The following is a 26,726-nucleotide window of genomic DNA, read 5'->3' on the forward strand; positions in this document are numbered from 1 at the left end:
ACGATAAACGAGAACAGAACGAGGTTTTTTGATAATGAAAGTACTTGTATCCACACTTAATGCCAAATTCATTCATACCTCCTTGGCCTTACGCTATTTGAAAGCGTTCTGCGAGAAGGATTTTGACGTTGAAATTACAGAATATACGATTAAAGACCCTGTCATGAACGTCGTTTCGGACATTTACCAAAAGGCCCCGGATGTATTGGGTTTTTCTTGTTATATTTGGAACATTGAAGAAACGATAACGATAATTAAAATGATCAAAAAGATTCGGCCAGACCTCCTAATCATGCTTGGCGGCCCCGAGGTCTCCTATGATACCGAATACTGGATGAATCGCATTCCTGAGGTCGATTTCATTGTGATGGGCGAAGGGGAAGAGACCTTCCACCAACTGCTGACGGAAATTTCAACGACTCGCAAATATCATTTTGTTTATGGGCTGGCCTATCGCAAAGGCGAGGAAATCGTACTAATGCCAGGCAGACCAAAGCTGAAGCTGGATGATATCCCTTCTCCGCACCGTTTTGCAGAGGATGTACCTAGTCTAGCCAATCGTGTTGTTTACTTCGAGACAAGCCGTGGCTGTCCTTTCTCCTGTCAATTCTGCTTGTCGAGTATTGAGGTCGGTGTGCGGTATTTTGATATGGAACGCACCAAGTCAGACCTGCTGTACTTAATCGACTCCGGCGCGAAGCTGATCAAGTTCGTGGATCGGACGTTTAATATTAAGCGTGATTACGCGATGGAAATCTTTGAATTCCTCATTGCCAATCATCGCGGCACCGTGTTCCAGTTTGAGATTACTGCGGACATTATGCGTCCAGAAGTTCTCGATTACCTAGCAGAGAATGCCCCTCCGGGTACATTCCGCTTCGAGATCGGTGTTCAATCTACGAATGACACGACCAACGATTTAGTGCAGCGCAGGCAAAATTTCTTCAAGCTGAGCCGTACAGTATCTAAGGTGAAAAATAGTTTGAAAATCGATCAGCATCTCGATCTTATTGCCGGCTTGCCGGAAGAGGATTATAACTCATTCCGCAAGACGTTTAACGATGTCTTTGAACTAGGTCCGGAAGAGCTGCAGCTCGGATTCCTCAAAATGCTGCGCGGCACGGGTATGCGCAATGACGCGCATAAATATGGCTACGTCTATATGGACCACGCGCCTTACGAGATTCTCGGCAATGACATTCTGCCATTCACTGATTTGATTCGCATCAAACGGGTGGAGGATGTACTCGAGAAATATTGGAACGCGCACCGCATGGATCATACGGTCAAATATTTAATCGCCAAAGAATTCGCTTCTGCGTTTGATTTCTTTCAAGAGTTCGGCGACTTCTGGGAGGGCCGCGGCTGGCAGAAGATTGGGCATCAGCTCGAGGATCTTTTTACTCGTTTGCGCGACTTCCTGATGCATCGTGAAACGATAAACATGCACGTCATTGAAGGCTTGATGAAATTGGATTATTTCCTGGGCCATAAATATAAACCGCGCAAAATTTGGTGGGACTTCACCTTGGAGAAGTCTGAGCAGAATGCGTACCTGAGGCTGCTGGCTGAGCAGCCTGAGCTCGTCAGCGGTGACTTCCAGAGTCTCCGCATCAATGAAAAAGATCTCCACAAGCACGCAATGCTTGAGGTGCTTCCTTTCGCTTTGCAGACGTATCTGCAGAGCGGAGAGATCGACGAAAGCAGCAAAGAGCTGCTTGTTGTACACTTTCCGCCGGACGCACAGCAGCCGGCCAGCTATTACACCATGCCGCTGCAGCAAGTGGCAGCCGTATAATCGAAGCCTCGCTCCCCGTGCGAATAGGGAGTGGGGCTTTTTTTGCCCGGCATATATGGTTTAATCATGGCCTCTTGGGGGTAATCTATGGTAGTTGAAACACTTAATCATTGATACTTGAGAGGAGAGAAACTCATGATTGAAACCAAGAATAAACAGCTTGAAGATCAGATCGTGAAGGTACTAAATGCTAATCAAGTTTGCTCTTTTGCAACCGTAGACAACGGCAAGCCCAAAGTGCGTTACATGGCCTTGTTCCACGATGGATTGACTATCAACCTTACGACTAATAAAAAGACGGATAAAGTGGACGAGCTAAAAGACAATCCCCATGTACACATTCTGGTAGGCTATGACGGCAAGGCTTCCTCCGAAATTTTGCAGATCCAAGCAACGGCTACGATTACTGCAAATAATGCCCTTCGTGAGAAGCTGTGGAACGACTCCATGAAACAATGGTTCAATGGTCCGCATGATCCGAACTACGTGGTACTCGAAATTACGCCTTCCTATATCGAATATGTAAACGGGAATTCCGAACCGCAGGTTTGGACGATATAGCTTTTTAAACCTTTTTAGATCCCATCGAAGGATTTCCCTGAAAAATCCATTGACCACAGGTAAGGTTAGTGATAAGATTGAAAAAATTTACCTATGGATCAAAGATTAATGAGAGACTTTGAGCAAAGGTCAAAGATCCCAGAGCGGAGACTTTGAGCAAGCTCAAAGATCCCTATATGAGGAGGAAATCGTAAAGTGGCTACGTATTACTTAGAACCATCTCGTACGTTTAGTGAGTTTTTGTTGATTCCTAATCTTACAACGAAGGAATGTACACCGGCGAATGTGAAGCTTAAGACACCGTTAGTTAAATTCAATAAAGGCGAGGAGCCTGCAATCTCGCTCAATATCCCGTTTTCATCTGCTGTCATGCAGGCCGTATCCGATCATGGAATGGCGATTGCTTTGGCGCGGAGTGGCGGGATTTCGTTCATTTTTGGCTCGCAATCGATTGAAGAAGAAGCACTTATGGTGCGTAAAGTAAAAGGGTACAAGGCAGGGTTTGTAGTTAGCCGCTCGAACTTAACTCCCCAGCATACACTAAGTGATGTACTGGCGTTGAAAGAGGAAACAGGTCATTCTACGGTTGCCATTACGGACGATGGTACAGCGAATGGAAGATTGCTTGGTATTGTAACGGGACGTGATTACCGGACAAGTCGTGACCCTTTGGATCGCCAAATCCATCATTTTATGACACCTTTCGATAAATTAATTTACGGCAAATCAGGAATTACTTTATCGGAAGCAAACAATTTAATTTGGGATCACAAACTGAATTGTTTACCGATTGTGGATGAGCATCAGAAACTCGACACCCTCGTTTTCCGCAAGGATTATGATGAGCATAAAGAAAATCCGATGGAACTGCTGGACGGTAACAAAAGCTATATTGTTGGTGCAGGGATTAATACGAAGGATTATAAAGAAAGAGTGCCTGCGCTTGTTGAAGCGGGAGTAGACATTCTGGTCATCGATTCTTCAGATGGGTATAGCGAATGGCAGCGAGAAACGGTTCAGTATGTGAAAGAGAATTTCAATGTAAAGATCGGCGCAGGCAACGTTGTAGACCGTGAAGGGTTCCTTTATCTGGTGGAATCCGGAGCGGACTTCATTAAAGTCGGCATCGGCGGCGGATCTATCTGTATCACTCGTGAGCAAAAAGGGATTGGTCGCGGACAAGCCTCTTCCCTCATGGAAGTTGTTGAAGCCAGAGACCAATACTTCAAAGAAACAGGTACCTACATTCCAATCTGTTCCGATGGTGGTATCGTACATGACTACCATATTACATTAGCTTTAGCCATGGGCGCTGATTTTGTCATGTTGGGCAGATATTTTGCTCGTTTCGATGAAAGCCCGACCAGAAAGCTGAAAGTTGGCAACAACTTCGTGAAAGAATACTGGGGAGAAGGCTCCAATCGTGCCCGCAACTGGCAGCGTTATGATACAGGTGGCAAAAACAAGCTCTTGTTTGAAGAAGGCGTCGATTCGTATGTTCCATACGCTGGAGGCCTGCAGGAGAACCTGGACAAGACGCTTGGTAAAATAAAGTCCACGATGTGCAATTGTGGATCATTAAGCTTGGATGAGCTGAAGAGTAAAGCGAGAATTGCACTCGTTTCCGCAACTAGCCTTGTTGAAGGCGGAGCGCATGACGTTATTTTAAAAGAAAGCAGCTTATCTGAAGAATAGCAGCTGGGAAAAGGTGGGCTGCCTCATAAGGGGGGGTAACACCTGAAAGACAGTCCGCTAACAAAACAAGCCTCCCAAACCACGATGAAAGTGGTTTAGGAGGCTTGTTTTCATTTTGAGGTTGCTCTCAGCTTTGCTGAGAGAGAATTTAAATAAAAGCCAATGCCAAAGGCACATTACCTCTGAGCAAGAGGGATTTATTGCACAAAGAACAATTAAGGCAAGTAGCTGCGAATAACCGTCATGCTGCCTTCTAGCGCATAACTGCCAAGATCGGCAGGAAGCAGGAAGCAGTCGCCTGGCTTCGTGGAGATGCTGCCATCTGCCCACTGGAGGGTTCCGTTACCGTCTGCAATTACGAGGATGACGAAGCTTTCAGGAGAAGTGCTTAGCTCCCATTTCGGTCCAACAAGGCCTTTTTCCACGGTGAAGAAAGGAGACTCGGCGAGCGTTAACCAAGTGCCAGCTTCATTCAAATCCGTTTTCATGCGAGTAGAGCCGGAGCCTTCGTAGGCGATAACGTTGAGCGAATCTTCAATATGAAGATCACGAGGTTTACCGTCCAGTCCAGGACGATTATAATCGTACAAACGATAGGTTGTATCGGAATTTTGCTGAATCTCGGCAACTAGGACGCCAGCGCCAAGGGCATGGACCGTTCCTGCTGGGATGTAGAAGGAATCACCGGCTTCAACAGGCACTTCCTGCAAGCAGTCCAAAATGCGGTTCTCTGCAATTGCTTGAGCTAGGCTTTCGCGTGTAACGCCTTCTTTCATGCCGTATATAATTTTGGCGCCTGGCTTGGCATCAAGGATGTACCACATCTCTGTTTTGCCGAGCTCACCGGCAGCCAAATTCTTGTAATGATCATTCGGATGTACTTGTACGGAAAGATCGTCTTCGCAATCTAGTAGCTTAATAAGTAGTGGGAAACGGCCGTTTTTTTCGGAGAATCCTTTCGTGCCGAATAACGTTTTGCCGTATTTCTCGCGAATTTCGTCTAGACCAAGGCCTGCTAATTCGCCATTAATAACCTTCGTCGTTCCATTCGGGTGATCGCCAATCATCCAGCCTTCGCCAATAGCGCCTTCTGGAAGCTGAAAACCAAACTTTTCTAGGGCTCTTCCACCCCAGACACGTTCTTTCATTTCAGGTTGAAATTGAAGCGGGTATGATTTCACTAACTATCCCTACTTTCTTCTCTAATTTCTCCTACTAAAAATAAACTAATGCATTCTCTAGCATTATATCATGCGTCTATCTTTTTTCTAGAGCTAAGAGATAGGGAGCATGCGGGCTGGTATTCATGAATTGGTAACGCAGCACCTGAAAGGCTGCGAGCGGAAGGCGCTGGGCCCAGCTTTCGACGGCCGCAGCTTCTTCCGAACCTCCATCGTGTCCGCTGTAGAGCACGATGGTCACGATACCGCCTTTGCGGAGCAGGCGGAGGGCAGCCTCGAGAGCAGGGATCGTGGATTCCTGCTTCGTAATGGTTGCCGGATCGGCGCCGGGCAGGTAGCCGAGATTGAACGTGACCGCGGCGACCTTGCCGTGGCGGTCCTGCGGCACAGCCGCCTCCATGAGCGCATGGCTGCATAGGCTCATGTGCACACAAGAAGATGCGTCTGGAAGATCTTTCTCCAGACGCATCTTTGTTTGATCCAGTGCTTGCTGCTGGATATCGAAGCCGTACACGCTGCCGCGGGCGCCTACCAGCTTCGCTAAGAACAAGGCATCCACGCCGTTGCCAAGAGTCGCGTCGACAACCGTATCGCCCGGCTGTGCCCGCTGATTAATTAATTGATGAGCAAAACTTAGTACCGAAACAAAACCCATGCGATGAAAGCCCTCCATGCTGCTATACGATCATTTTTTATCTGCTAGCCATGCGGCTAGCACTTCGATTTCTTCGGATTTCAATGCGCTTTTGAAAGGTGGCATATCGCCTTTACCTCCAAGGATCTGCGCAACGATCTCATCCTTGGTTTTGCGTGAACCGACCTTCGTCAGGTTCGGCCCGAAGTCGCCTGCAAGCCCCGCCCCGTGGCAGGACATGCAGTTGTCCTTATACAGCACCTGCGCCTGCGCTGCGGTGCTGCTGCCGCCATCCGCAGGCTTAGCGGATGGGGGTGGGGATGGCGCCGCGCTAGCAGGCGCTGGCGTTGCAGCCGGCGCCGGCTTCGCCGTAGCGGCCTCTTTCACTGCTGGCGTCGCCGCCGCAGCTGTCGGCTTCGCTGTCGCCGCTGCGCTCGGCTGCGGAGTGCTGCTTGCCGCCGGCTGTACCGTAGCGGCTGCCGGTGTTGCCGTCGCTGCAGCAACCGGCGACGCACTAACTACCGCCGTCGGTGTCGCTGACGGCGCCACCGTACTCATTACTCCTGGTGTCGCCGGCTCTCCTCCACATCCAGCGACAAATAGCATCATCCCAACAATAGCTGTTTGAGCCCGTTTCATCATCATGATTATCCATCTCCTTTAGTCATTCTACCTATATAAAGGAAACGGATAATAACCTATTTTGGTTTTATGTGTTTATATCTTTATGTGTTTATATTTTTATGTGTTTACGTTTTCGTTACATTTAACCTTGGTTGGCCTTACCCTTCCAAAGTTTACCCTGCCAAGTATTTCTTTCTTTCAAAAGGCTATCAAAGGCATTCAACACTTCCCACTTTTTGAGGCTCCACATGGGACCAATCAGTAAATCCCGGGGAGCATCTCCAGTAAGGCGGTGGACAATCATTTCCGGTGGGAGAAATTCGAGCGTATCAACGATCAACTTCACATACTCGTCTTTTTCCAGGAACTGAAGCAAGCCAGCTTCGTATTGTTTCACCATAGGTGTTTTACGCATTAAATGAAGTAAATGGATTTTAATGCCCTGAACATCCATTTGTGCGACTGCTCGTCCCGTGTCCAACATCATTTCGTGGGTCTCCCCAGGCAATCCATAAATAATGTGTGCACAGGTGCGGATATTATGCTTTCGAAGCTTAGCGACCGCGTCCAAATAGCATTGTGTGTCGTGAGCACGATTGATGAGTTCAGAGGTTGATTCGTGTACGGTTTGAAGGCCCATTTCGACCCATAGATACGTACGTTCATTCAACTCCGCCAAGTATTCAATCACATCATCTGGTAAACAATCCGGTCTGGTCGCAATGGATAAACCAACAACACCTGGCTGCTTTAAAATAACTTCATAGTATTCCCGCAGTTCTTCAACCGGTGCATACGTATTCGTATAGGCCTGGAAGTAACCGATGTATTTGGCTTCCGGCCACTTCAGATGCTGGAGATCACGAATCTTATTAAATTGGGTAACCAGATCATCGCGGCGGCTTCCCGCAAAATCACCTGATCCCCGCGCGCTGCAAAATGTACAGCCACCGGTTGCGATATTGCCATCCCGATTGGGACAAGTAAAACCTGCATCCAGCATGACTTTAAAAACCTTCCCGCCGAAAGCTTCACGCATTTCATAATTCCATGTATGGAAACGTTTGTCCCCCCATAATTGAGGCGACTCCTGAGTAATTGTAGTAGACATATGGTTGCTCCTTTCTTTCCAACCTATTGTAGCGAAATTGAAGCATGAAAGCGACCCCTGCCTTTCCAAGAAGTTCCCCGTTAAAAGAGGGCGATACGGAGCATGATAACTTTGCATAACTATTACATGCCGAAAGGGGTTTTGAACAAGTGAAAAAGTTTCGTACAATTACATTGGCGGTAGCTTTGACAACGGCATTAAGCTTTGGGGCAACTGGTGCACTAGCTACGGGAACTACTGGAACTACAGGAACAACGGGGACAGGAACTACGACAACATCGGGATATACAGGAAGTAATTATGACGCTACGGTAGGTACTGGTACTACAGGAACAACAGGTGCTACAGGAGCTACTGGGACCTACACGGGGAGCGGTACTGGCACAGGTTCCTATTCTGGGACAGGAACGGGTACTGGTGTTATGGGTCATATCAATAGTTATGGCAACAATATGATGGATCGCATGAGTACTACTGGAACAAACACTGGAAATTATGACACTTCGTCTTATCGTTCCTATGCGACCACCGCAGATGATAACGATATGGACTGGGGATGGCTTGGTCTGATAGGTCTGTTGGGCTTAGCAGGCCTTAGAGGAAAAGACAAACGAAGAGATGATGCTAGATAGAAAGTTACTATCTAAAAGTTACTATCTAAATGCGCCTTCCAATTGGAGGGCGTTTTTTCTTTGCCGCTAGAATGATCTACCATTCATAAAGAACATCATCCTAACGAAAGCTATCATTAATGAGGCAAAAGGAAAGAAGGTGAATGAGTTGGTTCAGATGTCCCTAGCTACCGATACGTTATCCGTCGAGTTGACCATTAAAGAAGCATTTGCTTTGGGCAGTGGCGTGAAATTCGCTGCAGACCCGAGCATATCGAAGGACGCAAGACGAAAAGTTCTGCGGTCCTTGGATCAAAAGCTGTTTCCAGCCACATCGAATACCATTGATTATCATACCCTTGAGGTGTAATTTCCTTTGATTTTTTTCCTCGAATCGTCTATGATTTGTATTCGATAGCTTGTACGTGTAGGAGGCAAAAAGTAGATGCGTTTACGGGGAAGAAAAGGAATTCGAGAAGATATAGAACGTCAGAAGGAACTCGTTGTTTTAAATGCCAAGGAATATAAAGGCAAATGGGCCGAGTTATTCGGTAACAACAACCCGATTCATGCCGAGCTTGGGATGGGTAAAGGGCGCTTCATTAGTGAGATGAGTAAGAAATATCCGAACATTAATTTCATTGGTGTTGATATGTATGACGAGTTGATTCGCAAAGCAAGTGAAAAAGCGAAGAATGCTCATGAAATCAAGACGGATGAAGAGACGGACTCTGTGCTAAGCATTCCGAATTTGAAGCTCATGCTTTTCAATATCGAACATATTGAAGAAGCTTTTGCGGAAGGTGAATTAGAGCGGGTTTACTTAAATTTCAGTGATCCATGGCCGAAGAAAAAGCACGCTCGTAGACGTTTAACGCATCCGGGCTTTGTTGAGAAATATCAGCAAATATTAAATGCGAACGGTGAGATTCACTTGAAAACTGATTCACAATCATTGTTTGAATTCTCGCTCAATTCTTTTGCAGATATGGGACTGAGAATGCGAAATATTTCCTTAAACTTGCACGTGGATGGGATTCATCCTGACCATGTTATGACTGAATATGAAACGAAGTTCGCTGGACAAGGGATGAACATTCATCGCTGTGAAGTCGTTATTGGTGAAAATGTCCTTGCTTCTCATCTAGAGCAGCTGAACAAAGCTAAATCGGAATAGGTTTATACACAAAAAAGCTAATCTTCCACTGCATAAATTGCGGTAGGAGATTAGCTTTTTTATTACACGAATCACCCAAGCAATTGCATAATGACCTCTGAACAATCAGCTGAAGGAAGATACATTTTCTTTTTATGATAATTAGAAACGCGCTTAGCCTCTACATCCGTGTATCGGCTAGCCAACATTGATAACCAGTTCGCAATCGTATCTGCAGATCGGATCGGTTCACCAAAGCCAAGCTGGGTAAAATAGTGGACATTCTCTTCTTCCTGTCCCGGTATCGGATCATAGAACAGCATGGGGATCGACTTTGCAAGCCCTTCTGAGCAGGTCATACCCCCAGGCTTTGTAACGAGCAAATCGGAAGCTTCCATTAGCTTGCCAATTTCTTGGGTAAATCCAAGTAAATGAATATTGGGATGCTGATAGCGGGCGTCCATCGCCAGCTTTGCCAGTGCTTTCTCATTATTGCCTAAGCAAAATATGAATTGGATCCGATCTCTCCAAGTTATCAGGTGCTCACTGAGCGAATCGCCGCCGATTAATCCCCAGCCGCCGCCCATAACTAGTACGGTAGGCAGAGATGCCAGCTGGAATTGCTGTCGAATCTTCGCTTTATCGTGGGCAACACGAAAGCTTGGATGAACGGGAATTCCTGTGATTTCGACTTGAGCTGCCGTGATGCCGCGGCCCAGCAGTTTATTTTTGACGTCTTCTGTCGATACCATATATTTATTAACTTCTCTACTGACCCAAGTCCCGTGGACATCGTAGTCCGTAATAACCGTGCATAGCGGGATGTCTAAGCCAGCTCTTTTCAGTCTAGATACCACAACACTGGGAAAAGGATGTGTGCAGACAATAGCTTGAGGAGCCCACTGCTGGATAATCGCCGCTGTCTGTGCATAAAAAATGCGATGCAAGGCCAATTGCGTCAAGCGGTTTAGCGATTTTTTGTATTGAGAGCGGTACAATCGGCCGTAAAGCTTGGGCTGAGCTGTTAGCGTCTTTTTGTAAGCATGAATAATCCATGGCGCTATTGTTGGGTGAAGGAATGAACCTAATTCCAAAACTCGTGTCTCAATGGTCGAGCAACGCTGCTCTAAGCTTACGGCAAGTGCATAAGCCGCTTGCGTATGTCCGGCTCCGAAGCCTTCAGAAAGAATGAGAACCCGTTTTTTACCATGCAAGACATCCATTCGTTTACCCCCAGAATGCTACTGTCACTAGAGAAGCCGTCGTTCCGATTAAACACCCAACGATACAATCGGAAGGATAGTGCAGCCCTAGGTAGATACGTGATAGACCAACGATTAATGCGAGCGGTATGAGAATAAGTCCAAGTGCAGGTACGGCTGTAACAAAAGGGAAAATGATTGAGAAGATAGCGGTTGTGTGCCCGGAAGGAAAGGAATGATCCGTCAGCGGGTTTTTATAAGTAATGGTTTGAGGGTGTACCAGGTAAGGCCTAAGTCTTGGGTATTTCTTTTTAATAATAGCAACTGGAATGTGACTGATGGTTAAGGCAAGGAGAGCTTGAATACCTGCTGTACGCAGTGGGCCTTGCCCGAATAATGCAAAGCATAAGGATATCGCAATGGAGGCTGTGGCCCCGCCTAAATGTGTGATTTTATTAAATAAATGATCAAGGAAGAAGTGCTGGATACGTTGATTCACAAAGTGGAATACGCGTGTTTCATGATGCTGAAGCCAGTGTACGACCCTGCTCATGAGTAGTAGCCTCCTTCGCTGCTTGCGTTACTTTCATAAGTCTATTGTAAAGGACATTTATTAAAGGAAGATTAACGCAGTAATAAATTTTAAGAAATTCAATTTAACGCTCCTCTGATCTCCCGATAACAATCCTGTGCTAGCATGATGTGACATGAGGGAATTGAAGGTAAATGTTAAAGGGGCTGATGAGGTTGAGAGTTGCCTTATTTACAGATACATTCCTGCCAGATGTAAATGGAGTTGCCAAGACACTTGGCAGGTGGACGCGATTTTTGGAATCCAAAGATGTGACTTGCAAAGTGTTTGCTCCTACTAGTATGACAGAGGGTGACAACGATCCGTTCCGTGTAGAACGATTTTACAGTATTCCCTTTTTATTGTATCCAGAATGTCGATTAGCTATCCCAAATCCCCTCCATGTTCGCAAATCCCTCCATGCCTTTCAGCCTACGATTATTCATTGTGCAACCCCTTTCAATTTGGGACTTTTTGGCTTGCACCATGCTCGTAAACACAAAACGCCACTAGTTGCGTCCTACCATACTCACTTCGACCAATACTTAAGTCATTATAAAATACCTTGGGTGGAGCCAACGCTTTGGAAATACATGCAATGGTTTCACCAAAGCTGTCAGAAGGTGTATGTGCCTTCTAAGTCTACCTTGCAGCATTTGCATGCTAAAGGGTTAAGGCATTTAGAGATTTGGAGCCGCGGTGTCGATGCGGAACGTTTCCAGCCGATTGTTGACCGAAAGTCAGTACTCGGGACATATGGTGTAGATCCTGCAAAGTTCGTTATGCTTTATGTCGGGCGTTTAGCCCCTGAGAAGAGTGTAGAGGTCGCACTAGATAGTTTTACTGCACTGCCAACTGCGATCAGAGATGATTGTCATTTCATTATTGCTGGTGACGGACCGTCTGCCGAAGTGCTGCGCGAATGTTATGGGGGGGCATCGGGAGTTACTTTTACCGGTTTCGTTCAGGGGACACAGCTAGCTGATCTTTATGCGTCTGCAGATGTGTTTCTTTTTCCTTCGGCGACAGAGACTTTCGGCAATGTTGTTCTGGAGTCAATGGCTTCTGGGACAACGGTGATTGGAGCAGCTGCAGGCGGGGTACAAGATACTATTGAGCATGAAGTGACGGGTTTACTCTGTCCTTCTGGCGACGCAGCTGCTTTCGCACAAGCCATCGTAAGATTGTATGAATCCAAGGAGACTCGGCAGAGACTTGCCTTTGCGGGGAGAGAGTTCGCCTTGCGTCAATCTTGGGATCACATATTTAACCAATTGTTGGCCAGCTATGAAGAAGTAGTCTATAGGACATCTGCCAATCAGTCCCACATGCATGCAAACCGTATGATCCGTTAACATGGGCAGATGAGCAAAAGTTGTCAGGGACAGCTGAGGTGAATTATAATAAAGCGCGTATCACATGGGGGACGGCTAGTTCGTCTAAATGGTGAACTTTTGGTACACAATAAAATGAAAAACGTTGAAAACAGGACTTTAACGATCTGATTTCAAGCACATCCTGCATAGTTTGTGCGCGTTCCGCTCAAATCTCAGAGAAATGGCTTATATTCGTCATTGTGAACTTTGACAAATGAGTGGAAAGAGAGGAAAATCAAGAACGGTTATTCACATGGTACATAAAACTGCGCATACGCGTATAAAAAGATAGCTTGTGTGCATAAACAAAAAAGGGGGACTTTGCTTCATGCTTGACAAGATTATGCTTACCTTTCAAATTGGCTTGGCTTTGGTCGGTGCGTATCAGTTGTTTTTGACTTTTTTCGGGTGGTACCGTCCCAGAAACAAAAAGAAATTTACTCCCCAGAAATCGTTTGCCGTATTGGTTGCCGCTCATAATGAGGAGCAGGTCGTTGGCGCATTGATCGAGAATTTGAAGGCTTTGGATTACCCCAAAGAGCTTTATGACATCTTCGTGATTTGTGATAACTGTACAGACAATACAGCAGATATTGCACGCAGTCATGGTGTTCACGCCATGGAACGCCATAACCCGAACCTGAGAGGGAAAGGTTATGCGATCGAATGGATGCTGAAAGAGCTTTGGAAACGGGAGCGACAGTACGACGCAGTTGTCATGTTTGATGCTGACAATCTATCCAGCCCTGATTACTTGATGCACATGAACAATGATCTTTGCTCCGGTTCCAGAGTTATTCAGGCCTACCTGGACAGCAAGAACCCGAACGATTCCTGGGTTACAGGTTCCTATGCAATCTCGTATTACTTTGCAAACCGCTTCTGGCAAATGCCCCGTACAAACTTAGGGCTTGCTAACTACTTGGGAGGCACAGGAATGTGCTTTGAATCCAAGCTGCTTAAACAGATCGGTTGGGGAGCAACCAGCCTTGTTGAAGATCTTGAGTTCTCCATGCGCTGCATTAAGCTCGGTATTCGACCGACCTACAACTATGAGGCGATTGTTTATGATGAGAAGCCGCTAACGTTTAAAGTATCTGCCAAACAGCGTTTGCGCTGGATGCAAGGACACTTTGATGTGGCCAAGCGTTATTTCTTCCCCCTATTGTGGCAAGGTATCAAAGAGGGCAGCTGGACGAAGATTGACGCGGCTATCTACTCCGCTAACGTATATAACTTCTTTTTCGGTGCGATTATCTCTGTGCTGCTTTGGATTAAATCGGTGACTCCGGGCTGGGCAGACGCGCCTATGCTTGCCGATATCAATCCTATTTTCTTTAACACCGTCAGCATAGCAATTTATGTGCTGCTGCCTATTTCCATGTTGATTGAGAAGGCACCTGGCAAAGTATATAAATATTTAATTCTATATCCGATATTTATGCTTTCTTGGTGGCCAATTACGTTCTATGCGTTCTTCACGCAAAACAACAAACAATGGAGCCATACGGAGCATACACGTGTGATTCGTTTAGACGAAATGAAAAGTAAACAAGTGAGTTGACTTTCTCTGAATGAGATGATATTATATTTCAAGTAAAAGCAGAAGCGCCCGCTTCTCACCTGACCAACACCGTTGGCTGGTTTGAATGAATCGTCATGAATGTACAATAGGTTTGCATGAACCTGTTATTGATGAAGATGTGGGCCACTGCGCCCGCATCTTTTTTATATTGTTAGACAGAGCGTTACATACTTTTTGGAGGTGGAATACTATTAGCAAAGACCATATGATTAATGACGAGATTCGTGTGAAGGAAGTACGCCTGATTGGGGCGGACGGAGAACAACTCGGCATCACGCCGATTCGCGAAGCTCTTCAAATCGCACTTGACGCGAATTTGGACTTGGTAAATGTGGCACCGACGGCTAAGCCGCCAGTATGCCGCATTATGGATTACGGTAAATTCCGTTATGAAACACAGAAGAAAGAAAAAGAAGCTCGCAAGAACCAGAAAATCGTGGATATCAAAGAAATTCGCTTAAGCGCGACAATCGATGAGCACGACTTCCAAACGAAGCTTCGCAATGCCGTTAAGTTTCTTGGCGAAGGCGATAAAGTGAAAGCCAGCGTCAGATTCCGTGGTCGTGAAATAGCGCACTCGGAGATTGGCCGTAGAGTGCTTGAACGTTTAGCTACTGAAACAGCTGACATTTCCTCACAGGAGCGCGCTCCAAAGCTTGAGGGAAGAAGCATGATCATGATCTTAACGCCGAAAGTCACTACCTAGGCGTTATACTAAATTAGGAGGAACAACACCATGCCGAAAATGAAAACACACAGCAGCTTGAAAGGCCGTTTCAAAATTACTGGCACAGGCAAAGTGATGAGATACAAACAAGGTAAAAACCACTTGCTTTCCGGTAAATCTTCACGTACTAAACGTGTTCTTGGAACAAACCCAGTTATGGCTCCAGGCGATGTACGTCGTTTGCAACAACAACTGTCCCTTATCAAAGGTTAATCGTTATTAGCTAAAATTCGAACATCATTTATATATCCCAGGAGGTAGTTCACCATGGCAAGAGTCAAGGGCGGATTTATTCGCGCTCACCGTCGCAAGAAAATTTTGAAACTAGCAAAAGGTTATTTCGGTTCCAAGCATCGCTTATTTAAAACAGCTAAAGAACAAGTAATGAAATCTTTAGTGTATGCTTACCGTGACCGTCGTCAAACGAAACGTAACTTCCGCAGACTGTGGATTACACGTATCAATGCAGGCGCTCGTCAAAACGGCTTGAGCTACAGCAAATTGATGCACGGCCTGAAATTGGCTGGTATCGACATCAACCGTAAAATCTTGGCTGATCTAGCTGTGAATGATTCCAAAGCGTTCAACGATTTGGCAACAGCTGCAAAAGCAAAAGTAAACGCGTAAGCATCGCTTCGCGTCCTAGGAGCTTGTCCCCGTGAGGGGGCAAGCTTTTTTTAATTGTTAGGCCATGTTAGGATCTAGCAGCAGCGAAAGGGACATCACATTTTGGCCATACATGGCACAAAGCCACAGTTCTTTGTTTGCTTAATATACACTAACCAACAGGTTGAGTCTCCTCGGATGATGGCTCTGCCTTCAGCTTGCGGGTTAGAATTGCGATGAACATTGCTACAGGTAGGAAGATTTGGAAGATGGTAAATAGCTTAACGCTGACCGTTAGGCCTAGCCAAATGTGGTAGGTATAATTGGGTTCAAGAAAAGAACTGATGAAAATCACGGCGCCAACAATGCAAATCGAAAGCTTGCTACTGCCGCCCGTAAGCTGTGAGATCCCGTAAGATGCTGCCCAGAAGAATGCGGTTAATTTAACGAATAGTCCGAGAAACAGAAGCAATGTAACGAATACATCAAGCCTCTCAAAAATATCGCCGACCTGGATTAGCTGTACAGTTTGCAAGAAGGGTAAGGTACTGTTACCGATTAATTCTGGTCCAAGCACCAGCACATTAATCATATTCATCACTATGAGGAAGAAAGCAACGCCAAGGTAGGCGAAACTGCTTATTCGAACTACTTTCTTTTTGTCTGACATGAGATGCCAAAACATCAGGAAAACGACCATTTGGCCAAAAGGAAAAGAGACCAAATCGGGAAACGCCGTCTTGAGAATGGGCATGAAGCCGTTCTCCATGACGGGCTGAATACGATCAAAACTTATCAGCTTGGACCCGAAAATGAGAAAGCACAGTACCCCATAGCTGAAAAGCACAGGGATTATCAGGCTTTCAACGACGCGGCAAAAAGTTTCAATACGCATGACAATCATATACGCAGCTAAAAGGATGACCAGCAGCATGACAATGGATTTAGGCGTTCGGGTGAGTAGCGTTATGCTGGTAATCTCGCCAAAGTCACGCACGTTTCTCATAGACTCGTAGGCAAAGTAAACAATAAAAGTGCTGCTGAGAATGCTCCCAGCCACCTTGCCGAAGCAGATGCGCATTAAAACGATTAGTGACTGATCTGGGGCAATGCTTTGTATATATAGAAACATCCGCAGCAGAATAAAGCCAATCGCTGCTGCTACAAGCATAGCAAGCCATGAATCCTGCTTCGCTTTGCTGCCAATGGCAAAAAGAGGCGTACTACCGATTTGGAAAAGAATAATCATAACGATAATCTGGTAGTTACCAATTCGTTCCATGCGAATATCCTCCTTCGTCAGATCACGCTTTATTGACTGTCTCTTTCAATAAGCTGCTTGATCGACTTGCCGTTCATCCCGATATTCTCAATCTCGATTTTGAAAGATGGCTCCATCTTGATCTGTGTGAAATGCTCTTCCCAGTTCGTTTTCATCAGCTTCCAAGCTTCGGGGTCTTTTCTGTGAATAAGACCTGCAAATCCGAGCACATCCGCTTTCATGCTCTGGGCTTTATGCAAGGAATTTTGCATAATATTGGAGATTTCAGCACTGATGAGCTCCTCCATTTTGCGAATGCCTTCTGGCTTAGAGGCATCAATATTACAGCCATTCTCAAGCAGTTGTCCATTAGCTTTCACCTTAGCCTTCATAACCCACTGTCCGTGGATATTTACAGGGATTAAAGTGGTTGAAGCCTTATTAATCCGCATCGATGAGAGAAGTTGAGTACCATCCTTAGAACAGCGGAAAAACAAGATGGATTGTTTGATTTTACCTTTAATCCAGCTCATGCCGTAACCGTCATGTCCTGTCATCCAACCGATTAGCTTGTCTTTTTGGAAGATGCCTATCCGTCCCATTTTAGGTTTGGTATCAAAATTTGTATTTTTCAAATTTTCGACCGACGTGGATCCGACCCCTTGTCCCGAAATAAACACTTCTGGCATAATCGTGTAGCCAGAATCGCCAGACATCCCCATGGCAAATTCATAAAGCATGACTTGTTTGAGGTTGGCATCGGTTTTATCCTCATTGAGGACCATATTTCGTAAGGCAGCACCCGGAATCTTTTCAAGCGGTAGAATTTGCTCTAGGACTCGCCGTCCCTTGTCTCTGCTGACGAGCAAACTGACAGTTTCCCGAGAGTTCGCGCTTCGTAAATAGACGTCTATGATCGGAGAGATGCCATGGCGAGCGGCGCTTTCGCCTATGACGACAACGCGATTATGAGCGAAGAACATGGTTCTAGGCATCTCCAGGCTGGCTCTTTGAACAGCTGCTTGGATGGAATCTCCGGTTGTGGAGAATACCATCACGGGGGCTTGCTGAATAATCGCTCCTCCTGCACTGGATATGGATTGAGGAATGACAACTTGGTAAGAGATTTGCCAATGATTATCTTCCCAATCGATTGCTGTCGCGGAAGTGATCGCGATCTGATTTAATTCAGTTCGGTCCCAGCATCCAGTAACGGAGCTTAAAAGCGCGAAAGAGATCAAGCTTGTCAATACCACTCGGCGCATGATTCGCATGAATCATTCCCCTCCTTGTGTCATTATTTTTTCTTTGAAGATTTAGCAGGAGGGGGCTGTCTGTAAACATTTTTGGTTAACATTTCCGGCCTCTTGAATAATTTTCGCCATGGAAGTCGGATGAAGATATCCTTCACATTTGATGCGATAAACGGAGATATCGGTGCCATGTATGGGATACCAAACGATTTAATGGAACACATGTGAATGAGAATGAACATGCATCCAAATAAGATGCCGAACAATCCTAGAAAACCCGCCATGAGCATAAGCATGAAGCGAATCAGTCTCGCTGCGACAGCTAGGTTAATCGCAGGAGTGACAAAGTTGGAGATGGCTGTGAAAGAGACGACAATGACCATGGCCGCGGATACGAGCCCAGCTTGCACGGCTGCTTGTCCGAGCACAAGCGCGCCAACAATAGAGATAGCAGGTCCAACGACACGGGGCATCCGCACGCCTGCTTCCCGCAGCACCTCAAACGTAATCTCCATCAGAAATGCTTCTACAAGTGCGGGGAACGGAACCCCTTCCCGTTGGGCAGCGAGGCTGATAAGTAATGTCGTGGGCAGCATCTCCTGATGAAAAGTTGTAATCGCGATATAGAGTGAAGGAAGCAGCATGGAGATGAAAAAAGAAGCATATCGGATTAAACGGACAAAAGAAGCAATATCGTATCGCTGGTAATAGTCTTCGCTTGATTGCAGGAACTTATAAAATGTCACCGGAGCGATTAAAGCGAACGGGGTTCCATCGACAATGATTACGATTTGTCCTTCAAGTAAACCTGCTGCCGCGGTATCTGGACGTTCTGTGTTCATCATGGTTGGAAAAGGGGTATATCCTTTATCCTCGATGAACTCCTCGATGTAAGAACTCTCCAAAATACTGTCTGTATCAATGACAGAAAGCCGACTACGCGCTTCATTTAGAGCCTTCTCATTGACGACGCCCTGAAGATATGTCAGGATGACCTCAGTACGCGTGTAACGGCCAATTTTCATGCTTTGGAAGCGAAGATCAGGCGATTTGATTTTTCTGCGAAGCATGGATAAATTCGTTCGGATATCTTCCGTAAAGCATTCCTTAGGTCCTCGGATGACGGTTTGAGTCTGAGGCTCCTCAATCGCTCGCTTCTCCCATCCCGTGGTGCTGGCGATAAACGCTTCGTCGAAACCGTCGATCAAAATAGCCGTGCTGCCCTCTAAAATAGCTCCAAGCAGCTCGGAATTATCTTTAGCTTCATAAAGCTCGCCAACTGTAATGGTTTGCTGCAGCACTTCATGAATCCCGCAATATTGCTCGCTTATCTTTTCAGTTGCCTGAGCATTTAATAATGGCTCAATAAGATGCTTATGAACGGAATCCGATTGAACAAGCCCGTCAATGTATACTAATGCTAGGGTGCAATACTCCTGATTAACCTGCATATCGAGCATCCGAATGATTATATCCGGTGAATCACCGAGTGATTCTTGAAGCATAGATAGATTCGTTTGCAAATTCGTCGATAAGGGGAGGACGGGTTTCAGAGAAGATTTCATCAGCAGAAGCCCTCATTTCCTGAATTGGTAGTATCTTCCCTCATTTACGATGGTTTTATTCGATCTCCTATTGACTAATACTCTGGGGATGCATATAATAATCTCTAAATCATATTATATATGGTGATCAACACTAACGAATCGGCTATGAAGAGGAAGAAGTAATAAGGGCACTTATGCGCAGAGAGCGTTGGACTTGCTGAAACCATCGCCTTAATCCCTTACGTACGAAGTCGCCTCGGAGCTGTTTTCCTGAAACATGCGTACAGACGCAGGTACTAGGGGAAATCGGAAGAGCACACGTTATCGTGCTGAGGGTATTGTTCTCATGAACATACCTGCTAAGGCTATGTGCTGTGAGGCGCGTAGCAAATTTGGGTGGTACCACGGAAGCTTGAACCCCTTTCGTCCCGTTTTACACGTTACGTGCGTGTATGGGATGAATAGGGGTTTTTCTTATTGTCTAAGAAAGCTCGCAGAATGACATGGACTTACTTTTTGAGAGGAGGATCACAATGAATGTTCAAACTGAACCAAAGAAGTCAAAAGAAGAATTGATTGAGAAGCTTATGAAGCCGGACCTGATTACAGGCTCCGAAATTCTGCTGAGAAGCTTATTGCTGGAGGGTGTGGACTGCGTCTTTGGATATCCGGGCGGCGCTGTTTTGTACATCTACGATGCAATGCATGGTTTTGATGATTTTAACCACTTATTGACTAGACATGAGCAAGGAGCCATTCACGCAGCTGATGGATATGCACGTTCCACAGGTAAAGTTGGCGTATGTATCGCAACTTCCGGACCGGGGGCAACGAACCTCGTCACAGGAATAGCTACAGCTTACATGGATTCCGTTCCGCTCGTCGTCATTACAGGGAACGTAGCAACAAACTTCATTGGTACGGATGCTTTCCAAGAGGCAGATATTACAGGTATTACGATGCCTATTACCAAACATAGCTACTTGGTTAGAGACGTAAACGATCTACCGCGCATCATTCATGAAGCGTTCCATATAGCGAACTCAGGTCGTAAAGGTCCGGTACTCATTGATATACCAAAGGATGTCTCCGCTAATAAAACGATATTTAAACCCGTAACGGATGTAAGCATCCGCGGTTATAACCCAACGGTGCATCCGAATAAACTGCAAGTGGATAAGCTGATTAAAGCGATCGAAGAAGCAGAACGTCCGGTCATTATTGCAGGCGGCGGTGTTGTATACGCAGACGCATCCAAAGAATTAATCGAGTTCGTCAATAAAACACAGATTCCGGTTGCAACGACCTTGCTCGGATTAAGCGGCTTCCCAAGCGCACATGAGCTATGGCTCGGAATGCCCGGTATGCACGGGACGTTTACAGCGAACACAGCCATTCAGAATGCGGATCTCTTGATTTCTATCGGTTCCCGATTCGATGACCGCGTGACGATGAATTTGAACGGTTTTGCTCCAAAAGTGAAGAAAATCGCTCACATTGACGTTGATCCTGCGGAAATTGGCAAGAACGTGAAGACGGATATCCCATGTGTTGGCGACGTGAAAGCTGTTCTGGAATATGCGAATACCAAAGCAAAGCCTGCGAAGAGCGGAGCGTGGATTGCTGAGCTTCAGGAAAGCAAAGAGAAGTTCCCTCTGAAATACGGCAATACCGAGACGGAATTGAAGCCACAATACGTTATCGAAATGATTAGTGAGACGACGAAAGGCGAAGCGATCATAACGACAGACGTTGGACAGCATCAGATGTGGGCAGCTCAATTCTATCGCTTCAAAAACCCGCGCTCCTTGGTTACTTCCGGTGGTCTTGGTACAATGGGCTTCGGCTTCCCATCAGCGATTGGTGCTCAAATGGGGAACCCGGATAAACTCGTTGTATCCATTAATGGCGACGGCGGCGTTCAAATGTGTGCGCAAGAGCTTGCGATCTGTGCGATTAACAACATTCCGGTGAAGGTTGTTATTATTAACAACCAAGTGCTGGGTATGGTTCGTCAATGGCAGGAGATCATTTATGATAACCGCTATAGCCATATTGACCTGGCTGGCAGCCCTGATTTCGTGAAACTGGCAGAAGCTTACGGCGTAAAAGGCTTGCGTGCCACGACGAAGGAAGAAGCAAGAAGAGCATGGCAGGAAGCACTCGATACACCGGGTCCTGTCGTTATTGATTTCGTCGTGCCAAAAGGTGAGAATGTCTTCCCAATGGTTAAAGCAGGCGATACAATTAGTGACATGTTAATGGGGGATTCGGAATGACGACAACTAAACATACAGTTTCCGTACTCGTAAACAATCAGCCTGGTGTCCTGCAGCGTGTATCCGGTTTGTTCGGACGCAGAGGCTTCAATATTGAAAGCATCACTGTAGGGGAGTCCGAAGAACTCGGACTTTCCCGAATGGTAATCGTCACCACAGGGGACGACAACACGCTTGAGCAAATTTCCAAGCAATTGTACAAGTTGATTGACGTCATTAAAGTCATCGACCTAAGCTCGAACCCAATGGTTGCCAGAGAACTGGCACTCATTAAAGTAAATGCAGAACCGATTATGCGTCCGGAAATACTCGGTATTGTAGAGACATTCCGCGCAGCGGTTGTAGATATTGGGCCAGCCTCAATTATCGTGCAAGTTGTTGGAGATTCAGATAAAATAGATGCTATGGTCGAATTGCTTCGTCCTTATGGCATCCGTGAGCTTTCCCGCACGGGAGTCACAGCGATGATTCGCGGTTCAGTTAAATAAGGCATAAAGCAGTTTTAGTAAAGAGGTAAAGCCTCCTTGAGTGGGGCTTTCAGCGGTGTACTCTTTAGCGCTTGAAAAGGGTAAATCGTTGAAACACCCACTCAAGGGGTAGACAATACGGATTCATCATATCAAAGGAGGATTTATTCGAATGGCAGTTACTACTTACTATGAAAAAGATGCAGACTTAGCGGTACTTAAAGGTAAAACGATTGCAGTTGTTGGTTATGGTTCCCAAGGGCACGCACAAGCACAAAACTTGCGTGACAGCGGATTGAACGTTATTATCGGACTTCGTGAAGGTCGTTCATGGAACTCTGCAAAAAATGATGGTTTCGAAGTTGTATCCGTTGAAGAAGCAGCAAGACGCGCTGACGTTATCCAAATCTTGATGCCGGATGAAACACAAGCTCGCGTTTACCGTGAGTCCATTCAACCGAACATGAAAAAAGGCGCAGCGATCATGTTCTCCCATGGTTTCAACATCCATTTCGGACAAATCGTAGCTCCTGAAGGTACAGATGTATTCTTAGTAGCTCCTAAATCCCCAGGTCACATGGTACGTCGTACTTATGTTGAAGGCTTTGGTGTTCCTGGCTTGATCGCAATCGAGAAAGACGCTACTGGCAACGCAAAAGCAATCGGTCTTGCTTATGCAAAAGGTATCGGCTGTACACGTGCAGGCGTTATCGAAACTTCTTTCCGTGAAGAAACAGAAACTGATTTGTTCGGTGAGCAAGCTGTTCTTTGCGGCGGTGCTTCTGAACTGGTTAAAGCAGGTTTCGAAACATTGGTTGAAGCTGGTTATGCACCTGAAATGGCTTACTTCGAGTGTCTGCACGAGCTGAAATTGATCGTTGATATGATGTATGAAGGCGGACTTGCTTCCATGCGCAGCTCCATCTCCAACACAGCTGAATACGGTGACTATGTAACTGGTCCACGTATTATCACAGCTGAAACGAAAAAAGCAATGAAAGCTGTTCTTACTGATATTCAACAAGGTAAATTCGCTCGCGACTTCATCTTGGAAAACCAATCCAACTTTGCTTTCATGAACGCAACTCGCCGCAATGAAGCAGAGCACCCAATCGAAGTGGTTGGTAAAGAACTGCGCGAAATGATGCACTGGATCAAAAAGTAATCATAAGTACTAATCTATAGCAATACCTTCCACAGGGAGTGATTGAGGAGAATTTCCCAATCACTCCCTGTGAATACTATAAAGACGAGTAAAAATGTTGTCTTAAATCTTTTAATAGCCTTCTTCGAAATGCTCAGTGGAGGGCTCAGTGTTTGCTGGAGAAGCGTAGCGTTCGTATTTGAAAACGTGTCCCTACTTTTTGTTTTAGTCAGATGAGGGGGACACGTTTTCAAGAAACGATCGGAAGTAAGTGCTGAAGACCGGAACGGTTGTGAATTTCAAGTAAGGTATTAACACATTTAAACAACCATCTTTTAGGAGGTGACATGGTGCGCAAAATCTACATCTTTGATACAACGCTAAGAGACGGAGAGCAATCACCAGGTGTGAACCTGAACACGCAGGAAAAGGTCGAGATCGCGCTGCAGCTTGAGAAGCTTGGCGTTGATCGTATGGAGGCTGGTTTCCCAGCTGCATCACCAGGTGACTTGGCAGGCGTGAATGCCGTAGCTAGAGCCGTCAGGAATGCCTCTGTTATCGGTTTGTCCCGCTCGAAGGAGAGTGACATCGAGGCCGTCCGTGAAGCGCTGCAGGGCGCTCAGGACCCGTGTATTCATCTTTTCCTAGCGACGTCTCCTATTCATCGTCAGCATAAGCTGAAGATGGAGAAACACCAAGTGCTGGAGACAGCCGAAGCAGCGATTAAATATGCGAAAAAGTATTTCAGCAAAATCGAGTTTTCACTCGAAGATGCTGGTCGTACAGAGCTGGATTTCATCGCAGAAGTAACAGCAATGGCTATTCGTGCTGGCGCTTCCGTGGTGAATATTCCGGATACAGTCGGCTTTATGACACCGTACGACTACGGCAATATTTTCAAAATGCTGAAGGAGACCGTGCCAGGCATTGAGAAGATTCAGCTGAGCGCGCACTGCCATGACGACCTCGGAATGGCGACGGCTAACGCGCTGGCGGCGGTACTTAATGGTGCCGATCAAATCGAAGGTACCATTAACGGGATCGGCGAGCGAGCGGGCAACACCTCGATCGAGGAAGTTGTGATGGCGCTCGAGACGCGCCAGGACTTCTACCAAGCGAAGACTTCGCTTGTGCTGAAAGAGATCTACCGCACCAGCCGTTTGGTCAGCAAGCTGACCGGCATGGTGGTGCCAGGCAATAAGGCGATCGTCGGCGCTAACGCGTTCGCCCATGAGTCCGGCATCCATCAGGATGGGATGCTCAAAGAGAAAACGACTTACGAGATTATTTCCCCTGAGACCATCGGGGTCAAGGAAAGTAAGCTCGTCATGGGTAAACACTCCGGACGCCACGCGTTCCGTGAGAAGCTAATTGATCTCGGCTACGACCTCGGAGACGAGCAAGTGAACGCGGCTTTCGCCAAGTTCAAAGATTTGGCAGATCGCAAGAAGCAGGTTGAAGACGAAGATATTCGCGCATTGATCGAAGAGAAATTGATCGAGACACCGGAAATTTTCGCGCTAGGTACGCTTCAGGTTGCATATGGCAACCAAATGACACCAACGGCAACGGTACATGTTCGCTTCCAGGACGGTACTGAAGTGGCTGAAAGCGCGGTCGGTAACGGCTCGGTTGATGCGATTTATAATGCGATCGATAAAGCAACGAAGGAAGACGTCGAACTTGATGACTACTCCATCAAATCCGTATCCCACGGGAAAGATGCATTAGGCGAGGTTCACGTTGTTCTTAAGCAGAACGATGTAGCCGTTCAAGGCCGCGGTATTTCCACGGATATTCTGGAAGCAAGCGCCAAAGCATATTTGGACGCTGTGAACAGGCTCATTGATAAACGCAAAACTCCAACAAGCAACAGAAGCAACGTCACGTTGATTTAATAACCTTGAGTCCACGGCACCACCCAGATAAGCACCTCACCTCCAAGCATAGCGAGGAGGGGTGCTTTCTACCAATGCGAAAGGATGCGTCCATTTATGAAATATCGATTTTCTAAATCGCTTGAAGGTTTCTCATCCTCGGCGGTAAGAGAAATTCTCAAGCTGACACAAGGCAGTTCGATTATTTCTTTTGCCGGCGGATTGCCTGCTGAAGAGTTTTTTCCTTTGGACGCGGTTGCTGATGCGTTTCAAAGAGTGATTGGCGGCGGGAAGTCAGCGCTGCAGTATGGTTTGACCGAGGGGTATAAGCCACTTCGTGAATCCTTATGCAAGCGTATGGCTGCTAAGAATATGCATGTAACACCTGACGAGATGCTGCTGACGACGGGTTCTCAGCAAGCGATTGATCTTCTGACGCGTGTTTATATTGATGAAGGCGATGTCATTCTTGTTGAAAGCCCAACGTATTTGGCAGCGATTCAAGTATTTCAAGCCAAAGGCGCTAAGATTTATTCGGTTGATAGCGATAATGACGGTATGATTCTTGAAGACCTAGCGGCCAAAATTGCGAAGCACAATCCGAAGATGGTTTATGTCATTCCGACCTTCTCTAACCCGGCAGGCCGTGCATGGAGCTTGGAACGTCGTCAAGGCTTGCTGAATATTTGCCGCGGCGCGGAAGTGCTTATTCTGGAAGATGATCCGTATGGAGAAATCCAGTTTGATGAAAGCGAAGCATACCCATCCATCTTCTCTTTGGGGGGGAAAGCCGAAGGCGGGAATGTTGTTTATACCAGCACATTCTCCAAAACCGTCGCGCCTGCCTTCCGTACAGGATGGGTCATGGGCGATGAAACCATTATTCGCCAAATTGCTCGTTTTAAGCAATCTGCGGATCTGCACTCCAGCACAATTGATCAGCAAACGCTGTATCATTTGCTTGAGCACTTTGATCTCGACGCACATATCTCCTTAATTCGTGAGCAATATCTGGATCGGATGAAATTCATGTCAGGCCTATTGAAAGATTTAAACTGGCCTGGACTGAAGTGGGAAGAACCGAAAGGCGGCATGTTCATCTGGGTGGAGCTGCCGGCGCATATTCGTGCCGAAGATCTACTGAAAATTGCGGTAAAAGAAGGCGTAGCGTTTGTACCAGGATCCACTTTTTACGCCGAAAATCCACAATACAACACGATGCGCCTGAATTACACACATACGGATCGTGCGAACACGATTCTCGGTATGCAGAAATTAGCTAAGGCTATGGAATCATATCTACAAAATGCATAGAAGATAACGCACCCTCATGCGAATTGGTCGTCTAAGACCATCAGTAGGAGGGTGTTTTTTTGTAAAATGAAAGAGCCGCTTATCCCCAGGCATCTTCAATGGGATTTGACGGATCATTGACATGGAATATATTACAAATTATGATA

General features: G+C 46.3%; 25 protein-coding genes. 16 read left to right on the top strand and 9 right to left on the bottom strand.

Going from position 1 to position 26,726, the window contains the following annotated elements; all coding sequences use genetic code 11:
- Positions 1-34 precede the first annotated feature (34 nt).
- The 3 genes from AC58U0_RS30500 to AC58U0_RS30510 all read left to right on the top strand — a co-directional run bounded on the left by AC58U0_RS30500 (position 35) and on the right by AC58U0_RS30510 (position 4,054).
- A complete protein-coding gene (locus AC58U0_RS30500; protein ID WP_497382569.1) occupies positions 35-1,798 on the top strand; it encodes a B12-binding domain-containing radical SAM protein in 1,764 nt (587 codons plus the stop codon).
- A 135-nt stretch (positions 1,799-1,933) separates the two neighbouring features.
- Positions 1,934-2,359 carry a pyridoxamine 5'-phosphate oxidase family protein gene (locus AC58U0_RS30505; RefSeq protein ID WP_497382570.1) on the top strand — a complete coding sequence of 142 codons (426 nt, stop codon included), beginning with the start codon at positions 1,934-1,936 and terminating at the stop codon, positions 2,357-2,359.
- 195 nt (positions 2,360-2,554) lie between these two features.
- On the top strand, positions 2,555-4,054 hold the full coding sequence (locus tag AC58U0_RS30510) for an IMP dehydrogenase (protein ID WP_497382571.1): 1,500 nt from the start codon (positions 2,555-2,557) through the stop codon (positions 4,052-4,054).
- A gap of 215 nt (positions 4,055-4,269) precedes the next feature.
- Here AC58U0_RS30510 and AC58U0_RS30515 read toward each other — a convergent pair whose 3' ends face one another.
- From AC58U0_RS30515 to mnmL, 4 genes are all read right to left on the bottom strand, one after another.
- Complete coding sequence (locus AC58U0_RS30515; RefSeq protein ID WP_497382572.1) at positions 4,270-5,235, bottom strand: type I phosphomannose isomerase catalytic subunit; 966 nt, start codon at positions 5,233-5,235, stop codon at positions 4,270-4,272.
- Positions 5,236-5,311: 76 nt separating this feature from the next.
- A complete protein-coding gene (gene mnmM / locus AC58U0_RS30520) occupies positions 5,312-5,890 on the bottom strand; it encodes a tRNA 5-(aminomethyl)-2-thiouridylate-methyltransferase MnmM (protein ID WP_497382573.1) in 579 nt (192 codons plus the stop codon).
- A gap of 30 nt (positions 5,891-5,920) precedes the next feature.
- The gene (locus AC58U0_RS30525) at positions 5,921-6,514 is read right to left on the bottom strand and encodes a c-type cytochrome (protein ID WP_497382574.1); all 594 of its coding nucleotides are present in this window, start codon (positions 6,512-6,514) and stop codon (positions 5,921-5,923) included.
- Positions 6,515-6,635: 121 nt separating this feature from the next.
- Complete coding sequence (gene mnmL / locus AC58U0_RS30530) at positions 6,636-7,604, bottom strand: tRNA modification radical SAM protein MnmL/YtqA (protein ID WP_497382575.1); 969 nt, start codon at positions 7,602-7,604, stop codon at positions 6,636-6,638.
- Between the two features lie 149 nt (positions 7,605-7,753).
- On the opposite strand from mnmL, the gene AC58U0_RS30535 reads away from it, so the two are divergent.
- The 3 genes from AC58U0_RS30535 (at position 7,754) to trmB (ending at position 9,392) form a co-directional block, all read left to right on the top strand.
- A complete protein-coding gene (locus AC58U0_RS30535) occupies positions 7,754-8,236 on the top strand; it encodes a WGxxGxxG family protein (RefSeq protein ID WP_497382576.1) in 483 nt (160 codons plus the stop codon).
- A 148-nt stretch (positions 8,237-8,384) separates the two neighbouring features.
- Positions 8,385-8,585: a hypothetical protein gene (locus AC58U0_RS30540; protein ID WP_497382577.1), complete on the top strand. Its 201-nt coding sequence runs from the start codon at positions 8,385-8,387 to the stop codon at positions 8,583-8,585.
- A 75-nt stretch (positions 8,586-8,660) separates the two neighbouring features.
- Entirely contained in the window at positions 8,661-9,392 is a 732-nt protein-coding gene (gene trmB, locus AC58U0_RS30545; RefSeq protein ID WP_497382578.1) for a tRNA (guanosine(46)-N7)-methyltransferase TrmB, read from the top strand.
- 71 nt (positions 9,393-9,463) lie between these two features.
- Here trmB and AC58U0_RS30550 read toward each other — a convergent pair whose 3' ends face one another.
- Together AC58U0_RS30550 and AC58U0_RS30555 are read right to left on the bottom strand one after the other, a co-directional pair.
- Positions 9,464-10,594 (bottom strand): MGDG synthase family glycosyltransferase, encoded by a 1,131-nt coding sequence (locus AC58U0_RS30550; RefSeq protein ID WP_497382579.1) that lies wholly within the window; start codon positions 10,592-10,594, stop codon positions 9,464-9,466.
- Between the two features lie 4 nt (positions 10,595-10,598).
- Positions 10,599-11,126, bottom strand: coding sequence for a phosphatase PAP2 family protein (locus tag AC58U0_RS30555; protein ID WP_057304655.1), 528 nt, complete (start codon positions 11,124-11,126; stop codon positions 10,599-10,601).
- 194 nt (positions 11,127-11,320) lie between these two features.
- Here AC58U0_RS30555 and AC58U0_RS30560 point away from each other — a divergent pair, with 194 nt between their 5' ends.
- The 5 genes from AC58U0_RS30560 to rplT all read left to right on the top strand — a co-directional run bounded on the left by AC58U0_RS30560 (position 11,321) and on the right by rplT (position 15,459).
- Complete coding sequence (locus tag AC58U0_RS30560; protein WP_497382580.1) at positions 11,321-12,499, top strand: glycosyltransferase family 4 protein; 1,179 nt, start codon at positions 11,321-11,323, stop codon at positions 12,497-12,499.
- Between the two features lie 349 nt (positions 12,500-12,848).
- Positions 12,849-14,084 carry a glycosyltransferase family 2 protein gene (locus AC58U0_RS30565; protein WP_497382581.1) on the top strand — a complete coding sequence of 412 codons (1,236 nt, stop codon included), beginning with the start codon at positions 12,849-12,851 and terminating at the stop codon, positions 14,082-14,084.
- Positions 14,085-14,310: 226 nt separating this feature from the next.
- Positions 14,311-14,811 carry a translation initiation factor IF-3 gene (gene infC / locus AC58U0_RS30570; RefSeq protein WP_047681158.1) on the top strand — a complete coding sequence of 167 codons (501 nt, stop codon included), beginning with the start codon at positions 14,311-14,313 and terminating at the stop codon, positions 14,809-14,811.
- A gap of 30 nt (positions 14,812-14,841) precedes the next feature.
- Entirely contained in the window at positions 14,842-15,045 is a 204-nt protein-coding gene (gene rpmI / locus AC58U0_RS30575; RefSeq protein WP_171649758.1) for a 50S ribosomal protein L35, read from the top strand.
- A gap of 54 nt (positions 15,046-15,099) precedes the next feature.
- Positions 15,100-15,459, top strand: coding sequence for a 50S ribosomal protein L20 (rplT, locus tag AC58U0_RS30580; protein ID WP_029199204.1), 360 nt, complete (start codon positions 15,100-15,102; stop codon positions 15,457-15,459).
- 151 nt (positions 15,460-15,610) lie between these two features.
- Here the strand turns inward: rplT and AC58U0_RS30585 are convergent, their stop codons facing one another.
- From AC58U0_RS30585 to AC58U0_RS30595, 3 genes are read right to left on the bottom strand one after another with little or no spacing between them, the layout of a single operon-like run.
- Complete coding sequence (locus tag AC58U0_RS30585; protein ID WP_497382582.1) at positions 15,611-16,720, bottom strand: GerAB/ArcD/ProY family transporter; 1,110 nt, start codon at positions 16,718-16,720, stop codon at positions 15,611-15,613.
- 29 nt (positions 16,721-16,749) lie between these two features.
- A complete protein-coding gene (locus AC58U0_RS30590; RefSeq protein ID WP_497382583.1) occupies positions 16,750-17,973 on the bottom strand; it encodes a Ger(x)C family spore germination protein in 1,224 nt (407 codons plus the stop codon).
- 23 nt (positions 17,974-17,996) lie between these two features.
- The gene (locus AC58U0_RS30595; RefSeq protein ID WP_497382584.1) at positions 17,997-19,517 is read right to left on the bottom strand and encodes a spore germination protein; all 1,521 of its coding nucleotides are present in this window, start codon (positions 19,515-19,517) and stop codon (positions 17,997-17,999) included.
- Positions 19,518-20,032: 515 nt separating this feature from the next.
- On the opposite strand from AC58U0_RS30595, the gene ilvB reads away from it, so the two are divergent.
- The 5 genes from ilvB to AC58U0_RS30620 all read left to right on the top strand — a co-directional run bounded on the left by ilvB (position 20,033) and on the right by AC58U0_RS30620 (position 26,580).
- Complete coding sequence (ilvB, locus tag AC58U0_RS30600) at positions 20,033-21,778, top strand: biosynthetic-type acetolactate synthase large subunit (protein WP_497382585.1); 1,746 nt, start codon at positions 20,033-20,035, stop codon at positions 21,776-21,778.
- Positions 21,775-22,266 (top strand): acetolactate synthase small subunit, encoded by a 492-nt coding sequence (gene ilvN / locus AC58U0_RS30605; RefSeq protein ID WP_056835944.1) that lies wholly within the window; start codon positions 21,775-21,777, stop codon positions 22,264-22,266. Before ilvB ends, ilvN begins: the two co-directional genes overlap by 4 nt.
- A 151-nt stretch (positions 22,267-22,417) precedes the next feature.
- The gene (gene ilvC / locus AC58U0_RS30610; RefSeq protein WP_047681140.1) at positions 22,418-23,410 is read left to right on the top strand and encodes a ketol-acid reductoisomerase; all 993 of its coding nucleotides are present in this window, start codon (positions 22,418-22,420) and stop codon (positions 23,408-23,410) included.
- Positions 23,411-23,739: 329 nt separating this feature from the next.
- Positions 23,740-25,287 carry a 2-isopropylmalate synthase gene (locus tag AC58U0_RS30615; protein WP_057305083.1) on the top strand — a complete coding sequence of 516 codons (1,548 nt, stop codon included), beginning with the start codon at positions 23,740-23,742 and terminating at the stop codon, positions 25,285-25,287.
- 96 nt (positions 25,288-25,383) lie between these two features.
- Complete coding sequence (locus AC58U0_RS30620) at positions 25,384-26,580, top strand: aminotransferase-like domain-containing protein (RefSeq protein ID WP_497382586.1); 1,197 nt, start codon at positions 25,384-25,386, stop codon at positions 26,578-26,580.
- Positions 26,581-26,726: the final 146 nt, after the last annotated feature.

The sequence above is a fragment of the Paenibacillus sp. J31P190 genome (assembly GCF_059692075.1).

Bases quoted from the DNA above. Each gene is read 5' to 3' on its own strand.
- AC58U0_RS30500 (WP_497382569.1), top strand. From the start codon at position 35: ATGAAAGTACTTGTATCCACACTTAATGCCAAATTCATTCATACCTCC.
- AC58U0_RS30505 (WP_497382570.1), top strand. From the start codon at position 1,934: ATGATTGAAACCAAGAATAAACAGCTTGAAGATCAGATCGTGAAGGTA.
- mnmM (WP_497382573.1), bottom strand. From the start codon at position 5,890: ATGGGTTTTGTTTCGGTACTAAGTTTTGCTCATCAATTAATTAATCAG.
- AC58U0_RS30525 (WP_497382574.1), bottom strand. From the start codon at position 6,514: ATGATGATGAAACGGGCTCAAACAGCTATTGTTGGGATGATGCTATTT.
- mnmL (WP_497382575.1), bottom strand. From the start codon at position 7,604: ATGTCTACTACAATTACTCAGGAGTCGCCTCAATTATGGGGGGACAAA.
- trmB (WP_497382578.1), top strand. From the start codon at position 8,661: ATGCGTTTACGGGGAAGAAAAGGAATTCGAGAAGATATAGAACGTCAG.
- AC58U0_RS30550 (WP_497382579.1), bottom strand. From the start codon at position 10,594: ATGGATGTCTTGCATGGTAAAAAACGGGTTCTCATTCTTTCTGAAGGC.
- AC58U0_RS30555 (WP_057304655.1), bottom strand. From the start codon at position 11,126: ATGAGCAGGGTCGTACACTGGCTTCAGCATCATGAAACACGCGTATTC.
- AC58U0_RS30565 (WP_497382581.1), top strand. From the start codon at position 12,849: ATGCTTGACAAGATTATGCTTACCTTTCAAATTGGCTTGGCTTTGGTC.
- infC (WP_047681158.1), top strand. From the start codon at position 14,311: ATGATTAATGACGAGATTCGTGTGAAGGAAGTACGCCTGATTGGGGCG.
- rpmI (WP_171649758.1), top strand. From the start codon at position 14,842: ATGCCGAAAATGAAAACACACAGCAGCTTGAAAGGCCGTTTCAAAATT.
- rplT (WP_029199204.1), top strand. From the start codon at position 15,100: ATGGCAAGAGTCAAGGGCGGATTTATTCGCGCTCACCGTCGCAAGAAA.
- AC58U0_RS30585 (WP_497382582.1), bottom strand. From the start codon at position 16,720: ATGGAACGAATTGGTAACTACCAGATTATCGTTATGATTATTCTTTTC.
- AC58U0_RS30590 (WP_497382583.1), bottom strand. From the start codon at position 17,973: ATGCGAATCATGCGCCGAGTGGTATTGACAAGCTTGATCTCTTTCGCG.
- AC58U0_RS30595 (WP_497382584.1), bottom strand. From the start codon at position 19,517: ATGAAATCTTCTCTGAAACCCGTCCTCCCCTTATCGACGAATTTGCAA.
- ilvB (WP_497382585.1), top strand. From the start codon at position 20,033: ATGAATGTTCAAACTGAACCAAAGAAGTCAAAAGAAGAATTGATTGAG.
- ilvN (WP_056835944.1), top strand. From the start codon at position 21,775: ATGACGACAACTAAACATACAGTTTCCGTACTCGTAAACAATCAGCCT.
- ilvC (WP_047681140.1), top strand. From the start codon at position 22,418: ATGGCAGTTACTACTTACTATGAAAAAGATGCAGACTTAGCGGTACTT.
- AC58U0_RS30620 (WP_497382586.1), top strand. From the start codon at position 25,384: ATGAAATATCGATTTTCTAAATCGCTTGAAGGTTTCTCATCCTCGGCG.